Annotated in this window: 18 protein-coding genes; 10 read left to right on the top strand and 8 right to left on the bottom strand. The window is 49.1% G+C overall.

Going from position 1 to position 16,209, the window contains the following annotated elements:
* Positions 1-5: 5 nt before the first annotated feature.
* Positions 6-923 (bottom strand): response regulator, encoded by a 918-nt coding sequence (locus SB752_RS27545; RefSeq protein WP_410718659.1) that lies wholly within the window; start codon positions 921-923, stop codon positions 6-8.
* Positions 924-927: 4 nt separating this feature from the next.
* A complete protein-coding gene (locus SB752_RS27540) occupies positions 928-2,208 on the bottom strand; it encodes an ATP-binding protein (protein ID WP_410718658.1) in 1,281 nt (426 codons plus the stop codon).
* Between the two features lie 143 nt (positions 2,209-2,351).
* Here SB752_RS27540 and SB752_RS27535 point away from each other — a divergent pair, with 143 nt between their 5' ends.
* The 3 genes from SB752_RS27535 to SB752_RS27525 are packed head-to-tail and all read left to right on the top strand — an operon-like array spanning position 2,352 to position 5,805.
* Positions 2,352-3,323: a TAXI family TRAP transporter solute-binding subunit gene (locus SB752_RS27535; RefSeq protein ID WP_410718657.1), complete on the top strand. Its 972-nt coding sequence runs from the start codon at positions 2,352-2,354 to the stop codon at positions 3,321-3,323.
* A 7-nt stretch (positions 3,324-3,330) separates the two neighbouring features.
* Positions 3,331-3,861 (top strand): DUF1850 domain-containing protein, encoded by a 531-nt coding sequence (locus SB752_RS27530; protein ID WP_410718656.1) that lies wholly within the window; start codon positions 3,331-3,333, stop codon positions 3,859-3,861.
* Positions 3,862-5,805, top strand: a complete 1,944-nt coding sequence (locus SB752_RS27525) for a TRAP transporter permease (RefSeq protein ID WP_410718655.1) — start codon at positions 3,862-3,864, stop codon at positions 5,803-5,805. It abuts the gene before it with no gap.
* A 118-nt stretch (positions 5,806-5,923) separates the two neighbouring features.
* Here SB752_RS27525 and SB752_RS27520 read toward each other — a convergent pair whose 3' ends face one another.
* On the bottom strand, positions 5,924-6,781 hold the full coding sequence (locus SB752_RS27520; RefSeq protein ID WP_410718746.1) for a CvfB family protein: 858 nt from the start codon (positions 6,779-6,781) through the stop codon (positions 5,924-5,926).
* A gap of 280 nt (positions 6,782-7,061) precedes the next feature.
* Between SB752_RS27520 and SB752_RS27515 the strand changes: the two genes are divergently transcribed.
* Positions 7,062-7,841, top strand: coding sequence for an undecaprenyl-diphosphate phosphatase (locus SB752_RS27515; protein WP_410718745.1), 780 nt, complete (start codon positions 7,062-7,064; stop codon positions 7,839-7,841).
* 35 nt (positions 7,842-7,876) lie between these two features.
* Here the strand turns inward: SB752_RS27515 and SB752_RS27510 are convergent, their stop codons facing one another.
* Positions 7,877-8,083, bottom strand: coding sequence for a hypothetical protein (locus SB752_RS27510; RefSeq protein ID WP_213024179.1), 207 nt, complete (start codon positions 8,081-8,083; stop codon positions 7,877-7,879).
* A 59-nt stretch (positions 8,084-8,142) separates the two neighbouring features.
* Positions 8,143-8,490: a toprim domain-containing protein gene (locus tag SB752_RS27505; protein ID WP_410718654.1), complete on the bottom strand. Its 348-nt coding sequence runs from the start codon at positions 8,488-8,490 to the stop codon at positions 8,143-8,145.
* A gap of 168 nt (positions 8,491-8,658) precedes the next feature.
* On the opposite strand from SB752_RS27505, the gene SB752_RS27500 reads away from it, so the two are divergent.
* The 6 genes from SB752_RS27500 to SB752_RS27475 all read left to right on the top strand — a co-directional run bounded on the left by SB752_RS27500 (position 8,659) and on the right by SB752_RS27475 (position 14,033).
* Positions 8,659-8,820, top strand: coding sequence for a hypothetical protein (locus SB752_RS27500; RefSeq protein ID WP_410718653.1), 162 nt, complete (start codon positions 8,659-8,661; stop codon positions 8,818-8,820).
* Positions 8,821-8,963: 143 nt separating this feature from the next.
* Complete coding sequence (locus SB752_RS27495) at positions 8,964-10,220, top strand: MFS transporter (protein WP_410718652.1); 1,257 nt, start codon at positions 8,964-8,966, stop codon at positions 10,218-10,220.
* A gap of 123 nt (positions 10,221-10,343) precedes the next feature.
* Complete coding sequence (locus tag SB752_RS27490; RefSeq protein WP_410718651.1) at positions 10,344-11,678, top strand: ammonium transporter; 1,335 nt, start codon at positions 10,344-10,346, stop codon at positions 11,676-11,678.
* The gene (locus SB752_RS27485) at positions 11,572-12,741 is read left to right on the top strand and encodes a DUF294 nucleotidyltransferase-like domain-containing protein (RefSeq protein WP_410718650.1); all 1,170 of its coding nucleotides are present in this window, start codon (positions 11,572-11,574) and stop codon (positions 12,739-12,741) included. Before SB752_RS27490 ends, SB752_RS27485 begins: the two co-directional genes overlap by 107 nt.
* Positions 12,742-12,753: 12 nt before the next feature.
* Positions 12,754-13,488 (top strand): exonuclease domain-containing protein, encoded by a 735-nt coding sequence (locus SB752_RS27480; RefSeq protein WP_410718649.1) that lies wholly within the window; start codon positions 12,754-12,756, stop codon positions 13,486-13,488.
* A gap of 47 nt (positions 13,489-13,535) precedes the next feature.
* Positions 13,536-14,033 (top strand): GNAT family N-acetyltransferase, encoded by a 498-nt coding sequence (locus SB752_RS27475; protein WP_410718648.1) that lies wholly within the window; start codon positions 13,536-13,538, stop codon positions 14,031-14,033.
* A gap of 43 nt (positions 14,034-14,076) precedes the next feature.
* On the opposite strand, the gene SB752_RS27470 is transcribed toward SB752_RS27475, so the two are convergent.
* The 3 genes from SB752_RS27470 to SB752_RS27460 all read right to left on the bottom strand — a co-directional run bounded on the left by SB752_RS27470 (position 14,077) and on the right by SB752_RS27460 (position 16,009).
* Positions 14,077-14,553: a YbaK/EbsC family protein gene (locus tag SB752_RS27470; RefSeq protein ID WP_410718647.1), complete on the bottom strand. Its 477-nt coding sequence runs from the start codon at positions 14,551-14,553 to the stop codon at positions 14,077-14,079.
* A 102-nt stretch (positions 14,554-14,655) separates the two neighbouring features.
* Positions 14,656-15,456, bottom strand: coding sequence for an NAD kinase (locus tag SB752_RS27465; protein ID WP_410718646.1), 801 nt, complete (start codon positions 15,454-15,456; stop codon positions 14,656-14,658).
* 103 nt (positions 15,457-15,559) lie between these two features.
* Entirely contained in the window at positions 15,560-16,009 is a 450-nt protein-coding gene (locus tag SB752_RS27460; RefSeq protein WP_410718645.1) for an NUDIX domain-containing protein, read from the bottom strand.
* Positions 16,010-16,209: the final 200 nt, after the last annotated feature.

Raw genomic sequence — 16,209 nt, 5'->3', positions numbered from 1 at the left:
GCCACTTACCCTATTCGTCTTTTCGACTCCATATAGAGCATAAAAATGAATTTTTTCGTGTTGATTCTCGGCGTCGCAGGCACAGCTGATTCCATCTGACCCTCCAGCTCCCGCATGCGCTTTCGCACCTCCGTAAAATCAAAAAAGGTAGACGCGTAGCTCTCGAATTTCGGATGACTAAAGTCTGTCAGTCCCAGTGAGGCGAGGTGGGTCAATGCTTGGTAAATGGCGCGGCGAACTCTTTGCTCTGCTGCCTTCATTTCTTTTTGGGCCATAGGTCCAGCCCCTAGCTTATGAGCGGCTACCTGCAAAAAGATTTCGCGCAAGGAAGGGAAGCGGGCATCTCCCGTATTCTCCTTTTCCCAGCGATAGAGAAAGTCCATCATATCGAGAAGATCCTTGCTTCCATTTTCACTAATAAGCCCCAGCTCCGTGAGCAGGTACCTCGCCGAAGACAACATGCTTTGTTGCGATAAGGTCTGCTCCTTGCTTGCCTGCACCGTATTGGATGTTGTCAGGACGCTCAGAGATCGCTGAATTTCTCCGATGAATTGCTGCAGGCGGATGCGTTCCTTGACCTTTTGCAAAACACTGACTACCTCCAGCCGATTTACCGGCTTGGTCACATAATACTCAATTCCATACGAGTAGGCTTCTGCAATCAGTTCTTTCGTTTCAATCTGGGAGATCATGACGATTTTGCCGGGATACCCGTTCAACTGACGTACTGTCTCAATCCCATCCCGATTCGGCATCAACAAATCAATGAGCAAGATATCAGCCTGCTTCCATTCCAAAAAATGGCTATCGATTTGGGAGCCATCCTCTGCCTCTCCGCAAACCTCCCCCAGATCAGCATCCTCAATGATTTGAGTTAGCATGAACCGAATAGCAGGGTCATCATCCGCAATGAAAAAGCGCATATGCTCACCCTTTCTGTATCAAACTTGCAACCGGCAAGCGAATGTCAAATACAGTGGTGTATCCTTCGGCTGGTTCCGTTATGTCGATGTTTCCTTGCAGATTTGTAATGATTTCTTTTACATAGGACAAACCAATTCCGGTAGAAGGGTTCCCCCGACCATCATATTTGGTCGTAAATCCGGGAGTAAACAGCAGCTCCACATCTTTCACCGCAATGCCTGGCCCATCATCCGCGATACAAAATCGAATCCACTCTTCCGTTTCATTCATGGTAACGCCGATGGACACCGTTCCCCGATCCGCAATAGCTTCGACGCTATTGGCAACCAGATTGTTGATAAGTGACAGTGTCGTGTAAATATGACAGGACAAATAAGGGATTTCCACGTTGGATGTGAAGCGAATATTTTTATCGAGCAAACGAGCGTACTTTTCTTGCGCATGGACAACGATTGTCACGAGCTCGCCAAGCGGCATATAATCGCGTGCATTTTCATCAGAAATCAGCTTGGAGAGGCCAGCGTAAATCCGCTGATTATCTTTTTTGACTTCATGAACCTGTCCAGCAATGAGCAGCAGCTTTTTGGCATATTTATTGCCGTCAGCAACCTCTATCCGCTCCTTCATTTCACGATAAAGCTCATAGCACTCCCGTGTGATGTCCTCCACCTGATGCAATGTTTTTTTCAGATGAATCGATTCCTCGTACAAATTAGAGACAAGCATTAAAACGCGTTCGTTGCGAATCCGCTGCTCCTTCTCCATCCATTTGGCATGGCGCAGCTGAATCATGCTAAAAAAGCTGAGAACAAAGAAACTGCGGATGACAGCGATGACCGCAATCTGTCCCACTACAGATAATTGAAAGACCCCTTCCCAGGATGGTGAGCGAAAGGAAAGCTCGACTAAATTAGCCGTAATTTCAGCGAGCGTCCCTAAAATGCCTACCAAAAGGGGGCGATGATGAAGCGTATTTACACGAAATACGGAAAAAAGACAGGCAAAGGTGGCGTAAAAGAAGAAGGCCGGCAGATGCATGTGAAATGAGTGCAGGAAGGAAAAGGAATCGGGATCGAAATAATCCAAGACAATTCTAAATAGAACAACAATTATTCCTGTTAAAATTCCTGCTAGCAAAGAAGGGCGCAGCCAGAGCAATAAAAAGAAAAACGCGGTGGTACCAAAGCTGACTCGAAATTCATCTTGGAACGGGTGAAATTTCAGCTCCCCAGCAATCGGGACAGCTAGCAGCATTAGCAAAAGAATGAATGTACTTTCTCTCATCAAAATATGTGCCCGCTCTCTCTATCTGTAATATTCCTATTTTACTATATTTTTCTATAGATATTTGTAGTTTTTTATAGGCAGACCTATAAAATTCAATTAGAAACAGAAAATACAGAACTTTTTGACGAGGGGGATTCTTTTTGAAAAAGCGCGGTTTTCTTCTTTCACTCGTTCTTCTTGTAACCATGTCACTGGTGGCAGCATGTGGTGGCAATAGTGCGTCCAGTGGCAATAATGACCCTTCACAGCTTGTCATAGCAACAGGCGGAACCGGAGGCACCTATTATCCATTAGGCGGCGGTATGGCAGACCATATTACCAAAAATGCCGGAATTACCGCAACTGCCCAAGCCACTGGTGCTTCCGCGGAGAACATTCGCCTTTTGCGCGACAAGAAGGCAGATATCGCCTTTACACAAAATGACATCGCAGAATACGCCTCCAAAGGGACCAACATGTTTCAGCAGGATGGAAAAATCGAGGCCTTCCAAGCCTTGGGTGCCCTGTATGACGAAACAATCCAGATCGTTGTTTCCGCTGACAGTAACATCAAGAACGTGGCTGATTTGAAAGGAAAACGCGTTTCCGTTGGCGCACCTGGCAGCGGTACTGAAGTAAATGCCCAGCAAATATTGGAGGCATACGGCTTGACCTTTGATGATACCAAGCTCCAGCGCTTATCCTTTGCTGATTCAGCCAAAGCCATCCAGGATGGTCAGCTCGATGCAGCGTTCCAGACAGCAGGTACACCGACTGCTGCGATTACGGAGCTTGCTGCCACAATAGGGGTAAAAATCATTCCGATAGACGCAGACAAAATCGATGCCATCATCGCCAAGTATCCATTTTATGTAAAAACAGTCGTGCCAGCGAATACGTATCAGACTGTTCCGGAAGAGGTAACAACCGTTTCGGTCAAATCCATGCTGTTGGTCCGTGCTGATCTAAGCGAAGACCTCGTATACAAGGTGACCAAGGCCATTTTTGAAAACACTGACAAGCTCGGTCACGCCAAAGCCAAAGAAATCAAAATGGAAAGTGTACTGGCTGGCGTAAGTATTCCGATCCATCCAGGAGCGAAGAAATACTTTGATGAAAAAGGCGTGAAGTAAACAAAGTATGCTTCTTCCAAAAGATGTTGCAGCTACAAAAGGGCGGACCACGTTCCGCCTTTTCTCCTTCCTCTTGATGCTTGCTGTCGCCTGCATCCTGACCGTCCCAATGCACACTTCGCTCGTCATCCGTGATTCTCAAACCCAAAAGCTCATCTGGAGCAGCAGGCTTGGCGAGGAGGGGGAATTTTCCATTCGTTGGACACACTCGATACATCGCTCAGCGGTTGAAGAGTACTACCGTACTACAGAAGGTCAGCTCATTTTATCCGAGATGACCTTCCATGATTATGGCATCGGAATGGAAAATGAATTGGCACCCGGTGAGGAGCTGGTGATTGCAAATGGGCAATTTCTCCTACGCAACATGCATCGGGTTTTTCCAGCTCTGCACTTATTTATTGGACAAATCCGCGCCAACCACACTTTGCTTTTTGCTGGTCAAGAAATCCCATTACACCTGGTTGCGCTGCCAGGAGCAGCCATTACTATTAAGACCGAAAAGCGATCCATACTGAGCGAGTTAGGAGGTTACTAGATGAGTACAACAAACATGAATCAGCAAGAAATGGATAAGCTGATAGCCCAATACGACAAAGAATCTGCCGTACGCCAGCTCGCAGGTCCAATGAAGTGGATCACTTTTTGCCTTTTGGTCCTCTTTTCCCTCTATCAGCTATCCAACACTCTCTTTTTTACGATTCCTCCCCAAATCCATCGACCCATCCATTTGGCATTTGGCCTTTGCCTCGTGTATTTGCTGTATGCCGGAAGAACCAAAGGGGATAGCAACAAGATCGGGGTTATCAATATCCTGCTCGCACTTTTAGGTGTTGCCGTCACCCTGTATTGGGTCGTGGATTACGAGGGACTGGTAACCCGCACAGGCAATTACACCTCGCTGGACATGGTCGTTGGGGGCATTGCCATTCTTCTCGTGCTGGAGGCTGCCAGACGCGTAGTCGGTCTGCCTATTACTCTCATCGCCACTATTTTTTTGCTGTATACGTATCTCGGTCCCTACATGCCAGGCTTTTTGGAACACAGAGGCAGCGATCTCTCGCGAATTATCGGTCATAGCTACTATACGCTGGAAGGGATACTTGGAACACCCATCGCTGTTTCCTCTACGTTTATTTTCCTCTTTGTCTTATTCGGGGCCTTTCTGGAAAAGACAGGGGTCGGCGAATATTTCAACGATTTGTCCCTGGTGGTAGCAGGCAGACGGATCGGAGGCCCTGCCAAGGTGGCTGTTTTCTCCAGCGCGCTCCAAGGCACGATCAGCGGCAGCTCAGTTGCAAACGTCGTCACATCAGGTTCCTTTACTATCCCGATGATGAAACGGCTCGGCTATCGCTCCGAATTCGCGGCAGCTGTTGAGGCCTCTTCTTCTACAGGCGGGCAAATCATGCCTCCCGTCATGGGCGCAGCCGCCTTTTTGATGGCGGAATTCATCGGGGTACCGTATCTGGAAATTGCAAAATCGGCTGCACTGCCAGCAATTCTGTTTTTCGTGGGCATCTGGATCATGACACACTTCGAGGCCAAGCGTCTCGGGCTGCGCGGATTGACGAAGGAAGAGCTGCCTAACAAAAAAGAGGTGCTGAAAAAAGTCTACCTGCTACTCCCCATCGTCATCATTATTTCGGCACTCATGATGAATATTTCGGCGGAGCGATCCGCGATTATCGGCATCGTTTCCACAATCGTAGTAGGGGCCTTTCGCAAGGAAACGCGAATGTCTGTTGCAGATATTTTGCAGGCGCTTGCTTCCGGTGCTCGCATGGCGCTAGGTGTCGTTGCAGCAACAGCCTGCGCCGGCATTATCGTCGGTACGATTACGCTGACGGGAATTGGCTTGAAGCTGGCCAATGGGCTGATTGATCTGGCTGGCGGAGAGCTTTTCCTCACGCTGTTTTTTACCATGATCGCCTCACTGATTCTTGGCATGGGCACCCCTACAACTGCCAATTACATCATCACCTCTACCATCGCAGCGCCCGCGCTCGTCCAGCTTGGAGTCCCAGTCATAGCCGCCCATATGTTTACGTTTTATTTTGGCATCGTCGCTGATATCACTCCACCAGTTGCTCTGGCTGCCTTTGCCGCATCGGGTATCGCCAAGTCAAAACCGATCAAGACCGGGATTGAGTCTACCCGATTATCAATCGCAGCTTTTATGGCCCCATACATCTTTGTCGTTTCCCCTGCTTTGCTTTTGATCGATACGACCTTTACCGAATCGCTCTGGGTCATGTTTACCTCCACCCTCGGGATGATCGGTGTAGGCGCAGGACTGATCGGTTATTGGATGGCTAAGCTGAATATACTGGAGCGAATCGCAGCTGTCGCAGGCGGAGTGCTTGCCGTCATTCCAGGCATCGAGAGTGATATTGCAGGGTTCATCCTGCTTGCCGTCATTTTCGGTCTGTCTTACCTAAAAAGTCGCAAGCAAAAAGGGCAAATTCAAACAACCGCATAAAAGGGACAAAGAAGAGAAAAGCCTCTGCCCAGACACCCTGGCTACGACACACAAAGAAACCCTCCCAGACGTAGGTTCCGTTTCAAAGGAACACAAAACGCCTTGGAGGGTTTACTTATTACTGCATGTTATTTTCGATGACTTTTGTCCAGCCGTCTACTTGCTCTACGCGCCGTTCTTTCATCAGCTTGCCGAGCGCTCGCTTGAAGCTGGACTTGCTCATTTGAAATTTCTCCCGAATGATGTCAGCATCTGTGCTGTCTGTATACGGCATCGCGCCGTTACGGCTATTCAAGTAGTCCAGCAGCTTGTCCGCATCTTCGCCATATTTTACTTCTTTTCTCATCTTCATGGAGCCGTTCAAGCGTCCATCCTCACGCACGTAGCTCACACGGCAGCTGACCGTTTGCCCCATTCTCATGCGATCTTCCATCTCGTCCCGATGAATAAACAAGATGTGATCGTCCTCTGTCAGCAAAAAGGCTCCTGCCTGGATGACCTTGTACACCGTTGCTTCAACCTGCTTGTTTTTCATCTGCGCATCGGCAGGTACCGCAAATTGTGTGATTTCATTTTCCGTTACAGGCTTTGCCAGCAGTCTGCCCAGCTTGTCGCGCTTCAAGGCTACGAGCAAGCGATCTTTTGGACGCGGCCATTCATCAGTGAGCTTTGGCAGATCGTCTATGAACAACAGCAAGTCCTTGTTGATTCCATTATCCAAAAATACGCCCATTCGCGGAGAAATATCCACGACCTCTAGCCACCCGTACTCGTCCATAGCGACATACGGCATAGCCATCGTCGCGGCCAGCCGATTTTCGTGATCGTGGTATAAAAACACCTCTACCTCTTCGTCCATATCCAAACGTCCACGAGCTTCATTTACGTGAAGAAACACTTCATCCTTGCCTGAACGCAAAAAATAACCGATGTCGGTTTGACGGGTTACTGTCATTTCCAAAGTCATTCCCGCCATCAAATTGCTCGGGGATGCGACTTTTGGTGCGACTTTTGATGCGGGTTTTTGCCGCTCCGGTCTTCTTCCATTGTACATTCGTTCTTTTCCTCGCTCTCATCCTCTATGCACCCTAACTATACCCATCAACGAGAGGAAAATACCACAACTTTTTTTACGTCTTTTTGCAAAGTAGGCAAGTCTTATCCCGCCATTCATACATATAGCAATAAGGGCTTGGCTTACGCTTCCCCCGCATTTTTTCTTCTACCCTGATGCAGATAGGAGTGACCTTTTGGCGATGCTGCTTTTGCTTGAACATATCTTTCTAGGGATTGTCCAAGGCTTGACTGAGTTTTTACCGATTTCCAGTACAGGTCATCTGGTTTTGTTTCGCAAGCTGTTTGGCCTGCAAGAGGTCGGTCTGCTCTTTGACACGATGCTCCACTTCGGGACATTGATCGCGGTGGTAATTGTCTTTTGGCCGCAGATTCGCTTTGTTTTGACGAACCCTTTTAGCAAGCTGACAAAGCTGCTGCTCGTCGGTACGATCCCCACTGCTGTTATCGGACTTACCTTTGAGGATTTCTTCGAAGAAATATCGCAAACCGGCGTAACAATCGGCTGGGAATTCCTCGTGACCGGAGCCATTCTGTGGGGAGTCGAATCCATGCGTCGTGGACACCGTAAGTTTGACGAGATCAGCTATACGGATGCGCTGATCATCGGCACTTTGCAGGGTGCCGCTATTCTGCCCGCCATCTCCCGCTCAGGCTTGACCATAGCCGGAGCGCTGATGCGAGGAATTGAACGTGCCGATGCTGCCCGCTTTTCGTTTTTGCTGTCCTTGCCGGCAATCCTCGGGGCTTGCTTGCTGCAAACCGTCAAGCTGGTAAAAGCTCCGATTGAAACCTCTCTATTGGCGCCTATGCTTGTGGGAACAATCTGCGCTGGAATTGCTGGCTATGTGGCGATTCGCTGGATGATGAAAATTATTAGCTCAGGCTCCATGAAGGGCTTTGCGATCTACGTATGGATACTGGGACTGGTCATTTTAGGCCTGCAATTTTCGGGACTGTAAAGGGCAAAAAAGCCGGCTGCATCTGAGCCGGCTTCTTATCTGCTCTCTTCCTTGTCAGGGTATCGGCTTGCAATTAATTTGCCAACCAACAAAATGATGCCATAAAATGCCGTTGCTAAAAGCGATGTTGCGAGCCACGTAGCAGTTCCCAAAATGAGATAAAGAGCAGCGTGACCAATAAAAATGCCGAGCAGCCAGACCACGATGTTCATGCGGTTTAAAAACGTCATCAGACTACGCAAAGTAAATTGCACCTCCATTACTGTTATAGCCGATGAAAGGGTGTTTTATCCCCAGACTGTCAATCCAGGTCGTGGTTAGGCACAATCACCGCAAAGCCAGCACGTTCCAAAATTTCTGCCAACACTTCGAGGGGTGTATTTGCTACTTCCCTATACATTTTTTGCGTATGGAGATGCATCGCATCAGGAAAGTCCTCCACTAAGTGGGAGCGCAGCTTTTTCCCGCTGTAGTCTTCATCTGTAAACAAGTAAATTTCACTCGCCGCTTGCGTTTGTCTGGCAAGCTGCTCCCCTTTTTCTACACTGTAGGAGCCGTACGTACAAACGATAGTAACTGGCTCTGCAAGCACACGCAAAAGCCGCTCCCTATCCGTCTTCCCCTCGACGATGATGACACACTCATCCATGTCGCCATCCCCCTTTTTCACAATAGCCTTACTTCTTATAGTAAGTATACCTGCTAACCGTGCACCCAAAACAACTATCGGGAAAAAGTGCCTGAGTACATTGTCTGCCCGTTTGGCATCGTAAGGTTGTGACAGAAGTCACTTCAAAGAAAAAGGGGTGCTTATTGTATGGCAAAATGGAAAAGCGCAAAAAACTTGAATCAAAAAGGATTGGCTGTTGCCGGATTGACGAGCAGCACCGTTGCCGATGACACCCATACGGAAGAAAACCAGGGCTCATCCAAGCAGCACACGAGTCAAAATATCAATGACAATCAGATCGAGCAATAGAAGTTGCAAGAAAAGCCGAGAGATCGGCTTTTTTGCTATCACTTACTTCCTCTTTACTTTCTTTCTTTGCCTTGCTACGCTAAGTAAAAAAAACTCTATCGAATATCCTCAACCTTAATCGTTACAGGACGGAGAGATTTATTGTGGAAGCATCCACATCTTTATGGAAAAACGCATCGTACCTAAAGCTTTGGCTAGCTCAGCTGACTGCCAACATCGGAGATCAATGCTACAGCTTTGCCTTGCTCTGGTACTTGCTGCAAGCTACCAAATCAGGAACTGCCCTGAGCCTCCTCGCTATTCCAGAAATGGTCGCCGGCCTGCTGTTTTATTTGATCGGCGGTGTTCTGGCAGACCGGTACAACCCAAAACTGTTGATGGTAGGGGCAGACCTCGCGCGGATCATGGTAGTCATTACAGTTGGCATCATGGCGCTACTCGGAATTGAACAATTTTCCTTCTTTTTGGCCGCTCAGTTTTTGCTCGGGTTATTCTCAAGCCTGTTTCAACCAGCCAGGACAGTTGCACTAAAAACCATCGTTCCGCTAGAGCAGCTCGGCAAAGCCAACGCGATATCAGACACAACCTTTCGAACTGTGCGAATTTTGGCACCCATGACGATCGGGTTGCTCGCAACTTCTGTGCCGCTATCTACCCTGTTTTTTGTCAATGCAGCAAGCTATCTTGTATCGGTCTTTTTTCTTTATGCCATTCGCAGCTCTCTTCATAATCGTTCCGAAACGGCTCCAAGTAAAATGACGCCGAAGCAATATGTGAACGACATTGCCCTTGGACTTGGCGAAATAAAACGAAACAGGCTCCTTTTTCTGGTTTTGTTATTCAGCAATCTGGGCTTCATCGTCTGGGTCATTTGCTACAACGTGGGCTTCCCCTTCCTCGCTGAGCGAATCGAGCAAGGGAACGGGAGTACACTTGCGATCTTGATCGGATTTTACGGCATCGGGAATTTGCTCGGCAGTCTCTACATGGCGCGCGCCTACTATACCAGGCACTTATTCCTCATTTTGATCGGGTGGTCGTTTCAAGCAGTCGGATTTTTGCTCCTGACCATCGGCAGTACGAGCCACTGGATCGCCTTCCTTGCAGCGGCGATTGCCGGTGTTGGCGGGCCTTTCTCCGGCATCCCTACCGTTACCGCTATTCAGTTGAAAGCAACGAATGAAAATACAGGCAAGGTTTTCGCTATCAACATGCTGTTGTTCACGTTTTTCGGGATGCTCTCTAGCATCCTCGGAGCCATCTGGCTCGGCAAATTACCTGTAGAGCAGCTGTTCCTCATAAGCGGGCTGTTCCTCACTTTGATTTGCTTTATTGGATTCACGCTGGAGCGGCGCACACGCAGCCAGTCAGAACAAGAACACCAATCACATTCTGCTTAAGCAGCAGAGATTGGTGTTTTTTCTTTTGTGAAAAAAGAATTGCAATTCATAATTTCGCGTCATATAATCTGACATAAATAAAAATGATGTTAGGTTATCTAACACGAAAAAGGAGTGGATGGAATGGAACCGACTGTTGTGCAACTCTCTGCCGCCATTGATGCCACATGGGTCATGGTATCTGCAATTCTGGTGATCCTCATGCAAGTTGGCTTTGCCCTCTTGGAGGCTGGGTCGACTCGCATGAAAAATGCCGGTCACGTCGCAGGGAAAACCGTTCTGACGTTTGGGATTTGCTCGATCGCATTCTGGGCCATCGGTTTTGGTCTCACCTTTGGTGACGGCAACTCATTTATTGGACTCTCCGGCTTCTTCTTCGACGGGACACAAACAGACTCTTTCTCCGCTTTTTCTGGGTCCTCCATTCCTATTTCGATCCTCTTTTTATTTCAGCTAGCATTTGCTGCTGTATCTCTCGCCATCGCTTGGGGCGGCTTCGCCGAGCGTGCCAAGCTGTCGATTTACTTTCTTTTCAGCGTCTTGTTTACCGTCCTTATTTATCCCGTCGTCGGTCATTGGGTATGGGGTGGCGGCTGGTTAGCTCAGCTCGGCATGCAGGATTTCGCCGGCTCGACTGTTGTTCACCTGCAAGGGGCAATCGTCGCACTGGTCGCTACGATTTTGTTGAAGCCACGGATCGGCAAATACAATCGGGACGGCAGCTCCAATTCCATACCCGGGCACAATCAGGTCTACTCGGTCTTGGGGGTATTGTTTCTGTGGATTGGCTGGTTTGGATTTAACGCTGGCTCCACTCTCGGCAGCACCTCTGGATTCTTCGGCTATGTCGCTGTCACGACAAATCTGGCAACAGCCGCAGGCGCTGTCGCTGCACTCGCCATCTCCTGGATCGTGATGGGCAAAGCAGACATCCCAAGCATGTTAAATGGCGTACTGGCAGCATTGGTAGCTATCACCGCTTCCTGCGCCTTCGTCGATCCGTGGGCTGCTGTCTTGATTGGAGCGGTGTCAGGTATTCTAACATTTTTCACTTCCATCTGGTTTGATCGTATGGGCATAGATGATCCAGTGTTTGCCTTCTCTGTCCATGGCGTTGCAGGCATCTGGGGAACGCTATCGACTGGCCTCTTTGCTACACCGGAGCTGGCTGAAAAAGTAGGGGTTGGTGGTGCAGGGTTATTTTACGGGGGCGGCTTTCACCAATTGGGTATACAAGCACTCGGATTGGTCGGGTCTATGGCGTATGTCTTCGTTGTCGCTTTTCTCATTTTAGGCATTTTGAAAGCAACGATTGGTTTACGAGTTACAGAGGAAGAAGAGGTGGTTGGTCTTGATCTTAGCGAGCACGGGGGATACGGCTATCCCGAACTACTCCAGCCTGAACGCATACAGCCCCAAACAACGGTCAGAAGCAATGCCTCTCACACTCTCTCCTGAGCAGATTGAGAGGATTCAAGCATCAAAGTCGTTTCGCGAGCTGGCAAGCATACGGGAGCAATTGCTGGACCCGTCTCCCCTGCAGCTGGTTACCCGCTCCAAAGAGCTGGCTCCGTTTTCAATCGTCATCAACCTGATCCATGACTGCATCATCAGACAAGGCGTCATGCTCTCTGTCAGTGAGCTCGTAAAAAGGGGCGTTGGTACTCCGCCCGTCCCTTTTGCCTTTTTGCAGTTCGGCAGTGGGGGCAGGTCCGAGCAAGCAATCATTAGCGATCAGGATAACGGTTTGATTTATTTAATTCCACCACATTTGGACACATCAGAAATTGAAAAAGTGCATGCTTATTTCCATTTGCTAGGAGCAACAATCGTCACCGGCTTGGAAGAAGTCGGCTATCCACCTTGTCAGGGAAATGTCACCTGCGTCTCGGCAAAATGGCGTGGCAGTGTAGAGCAATGGCTGGATCAGCTCGATCGCTGGGCTTCGCATCCGACGTGGGAGCATGCACGCTATTTGCTGCTCACCTGTGACGTCCGTGTCCTCTGGGGGGAATCAGCCGTTTTTGCGCCGGTATTTGTGCGGCTGCGCCAATTACTATTTAACAATCCCTTCCTGCTGAGTCGCTTGGTCAGCAATACACTGCACTACCAGGTACCGCTTGGCTTGTTTGGACGAATATTGCCAGAGGTAAAGGGACGCTTCCGTGGTGCTGTCAATGTGAAATACGGCATCTACCTCCCGATCGTCAACTGCGTCAGGCACTTTGCCCTCGCAAACGGGATTTTTGCCAGTACGACCTTGGAACGCCTCGCCTGCTTGCGAGAGCGAGGCATTTGGAGCAGAAGCTTTTGTGACGAGGTGGAGGACCATTTTCGCCAGCTGCTCGGCATGCGTCTGGTTCCACCTCTCCACTGGGAGGACAGCCAATACACGAGCAACAGCTACGTAAAGCTAGGGGAATTGTCTGCTGATACAAGTGTGATGGCAAAATCTGCGATGAAGCTAGCCGTTCGTTTGCAGCGAATGACAGCTAAGCTCCCGTCCGTCTTTCAAGGTTAGGAGGGCATATCCATGGCACAATGGGAGCTTTTGCGGCGTATTTGGCACCTTACCCGCGAGTCGGCTAGTGTCGCAAAAACATGGGAAACGGGGCATATCGAGGGTGATAAGCACCATCTCGCTTATTTGCGTTCATTGAGCAAGGAACGCAGGCAGGCAGATTCCAGTGCGGATATTCCGCTTGCAGAGATGGAGGTCGTCGTGGTCGATCTGGAGACGACGGGATTTTATCCCGATCATGGCGACGAGATCATCTCGATTGGTGCGGTAGCGATGAAGGGAGATCGATTGGTGCTCGGGGATTCCTTTTACACCCTGGTGAAGCCTGGGCGTTCGATCCCTCCCCATATTCGTTCCTTGACTGGAATCACAGATGAAATGGTTCGAGACGCTCCTGAGCTGGTGCAGGTCTTGGCACGATTTTTCCGCTTTGTCGGAGACCGTCCGTTGGTGGCGCATCATTCTCGCCACGAAAGGGAATTTTTTCGAGCCGGACTGTGGAAGACCAGCAAACGCCCGCTTACGCACCGTATGCTCGACACGATGCTGTTCATCCGGTTGCTCAGCAGCCCTGTCGGCAATGGCTCGCTAGATGCTCTTTGCGCCTTGCATGACATACCGATTTCACGCCGCCATCATGCCTATTGCGATGCAGTGGCTGCCGCAGCTTTATGGGGAAAGTATTTGACCAAAGCACAAGCAGTGGGATATACAAATCTAAGACAGATATACGAAGCTCTTCGTTAAGGATGTTCATTGTTAGTGTTCACTTTATTAAAAGGAGATCCTCACCCATGATACGTATTCGTGATGCCGTTATTGATGATTTGCCAGCCATGCTGGACATATACAACCATGCGATTCGGAATCTGGTTGCTACTTTTGATTTGGAAGAGCAGAGCCTGGAGCAGCGCGAAGTGTGGTTTTACAAGCATGGTAAAAACTACCCGCTGCTCGTCGCTGAATCCGAAGGAGCCATTATTGGCTACAGCTGCCTGTCCTCTTTTCGGGAGAAGCCCGCCTATGCCAAAACGACCGAGCTATCTATTTATGTGTCTAATGAAGCACACGGAAAAGGGGTTGGCACGGCACTGATGGCTGTCATCCTCCAACGTGCCGTTCAGCTCGGTTTCCATACAGTCATTAGCGGAATCGTAGGTGGTAATGAAGCGAGCATCGCCCTGCATAAAAAATTCGGATTTGGGTTTATCGGGCAGTTTCGCGAGGTTGGATTCAAATTCGGGGAATGGCAGGATGTGCATTTTTATCAACTGCTGTTAGAAAAAAAGTAAAAAACTCCATTTTCACGAATGGAGTTTTTTAACTGTAGCATCCCTACTCCGCAGAAGCAGCGTCGATCTCCTCTGCCCCAGTCATTTGCAGCAATGCCTCGTATGTAACGGGCAAAAGCGATTCAGCAATACCCGCTGCCGTATACACATGAGAAAAACGCTGCAAGGAACGATCCACAAAAATCGGAACGTCTATTTCCAGAGCAAACGGACAAACTGCTCCTACCTGATAGCCTGTCACCTCTAGTACCTCTTCGGGTGAAGCCATTTTTGTTTTTCCCGAGCCCAGAGCCGCTTTGACCCGCTTCGAATGTATGCGTACATCTCCCGCTGCGACAAACATCACGTATTTGTCGCCAGCACGAAACAAGATTGATTTGGCGATCTGGCCGACCTCTACACCTAGCGCCTGAGCAGCAGCTTCCGATGTGGGCAATGGCTCAGAAAAAAGGATCGGCTCCAAATCCGGCTGATATCGTTGAACAAAATGACGTACTTTTTCCAATGGACTGCTACTCATTCTTTATTCCTCCTGACTCTCCCTCATCATCAAATAGCAAAAAGCAGGCATGGCTCCACTGGCTTCGGAACCATCCTGCTCTTTTTCCGGCCAAAAATACACTTACCCTTTGATAAACGACTTGCGTACTCTGCTCCAAAATGTCAGTCGCTTGTAACGGGCAAATTTTATCTTATCCTGACCCACTCGGCATGTAATGGAGCGTACATCCTTCCATACAGCTTGCTCACGATCCAATCCAATCATGATCTCAGGGTTCATCACGATCAGTTCAACCTCATGATGCTTCGGTAAGACGAGGGAGCTGTTGACTGTACGATACGCTTGATTGTTGATCGAAGCGATCTCGGATAGCTGGATAGCCTCGATAGACGGATGTACGATCGCACCATCCACTGCTTTGTTATAAGCCGTACTGCCAGACGGAGAGGACACAATCAGGCCGTCACCACGAAACGTCTCGAGCTCATCACCATTAATGTAGACACATGTCACTAGTGTTGATAAGGACGCATTGCGCAGCACCAGCTCATTCAAAGCCCATTTATCGTATTGTTGACCATCTCTTGTCACGATCCGGCATTCGACAGTGGGATATTCGGCAATCGCCGGTTCTTCTTGCTCCACTAATTGCGTCACGAATTCATCCAGCTCTTCGGGTCTCCAGTCTGCATAAAAACCGAGATGCCCCGTGTGAATGCCCACATAAGCTGGCTCGGCTCCATATTGATGGACCGCTTCCAGCAATGTCCCGTCTCCACCGATGGAAATCACCATATCGGGACGTTCGTCAGGTCCAGACACGAATCTGTGCGGACTGTCTGCAGTCCTTACCTTTTCTTTCAATTCATTTTCTACTTCTCGCGTATAATCATCATTTCGCAGTACAGTCGCAATCTTCATGCTGGTCTGCCCTCACTTTTATCCTTCCAAGCGCTAAAGTAAGCTCTTTTCGTTTTTTTCACTATACCATAGGAAAAAGGGCAATGCATAAATTCCCCTCTCCTTACCATCTATCTTCTTGAAAAGATTGTGCTTGAAATTCTTGTAAACGCCTTTTCGTCGCTGGTGACAAATCATCAGGCAATTCGTCCCAAGCGAAAAATCGCATTTCCGCAACCTCTACAGGATCTCTCTTCGGCTCCTGCGAATCTGTCAGTGCAGTATGGAAAAGGGCAATGTGGTCCCTTTTGCCTTCTCTTTCACTATAAAAAAGGTGGCACAGCGAGAGTGCATCAACCGTGATTCCGCATTCCTCCCGCAGTTCCCGACGAGCAGCTTCAAAAAACGATTCGCCCTTCTCCACCCCTCCACCTGGCAAATACCAGCCAATCGTATACGTGTGGCGAATCAACAGGACCCCTCTATGCTCATCGGTAGCGATTACTCTCGTGCCCAAGGTGATTGGTCTGCGAATTTTCCAGTACCATTTCGTAAGCGAGTGGAACCATCCCATGCTTTCGACTCTCCCCGAACCATTTTTTGGCTATGGGCTACCATTCTCTGTTTGAAATAGGTTTCCTGCTTTTTACGTTAGAAAACCTGGCCACACCGAGTCTTTGGCGTAGCCGCGACCCGATTCAATCGAGTAGGAGGGGGTGGCTAGCCCCCGTCCTCTCACACCACCGTACGTACCGTTCGGTATACGGCGGTTCA

Origin of the sequence: Brevibacillus sp. SIMBA_040 (assembly GCF_046535075.1) — a bacterium.
Taxonomy (GTDB): domain Bacteria; phylum Bacillota; class Bacilli; order Brevibacillales; family Brevibacillaceae; genus Brevibacillus.
This window is presented reverse-complemented; position numbering and strand designations above follow the sequence as displayed.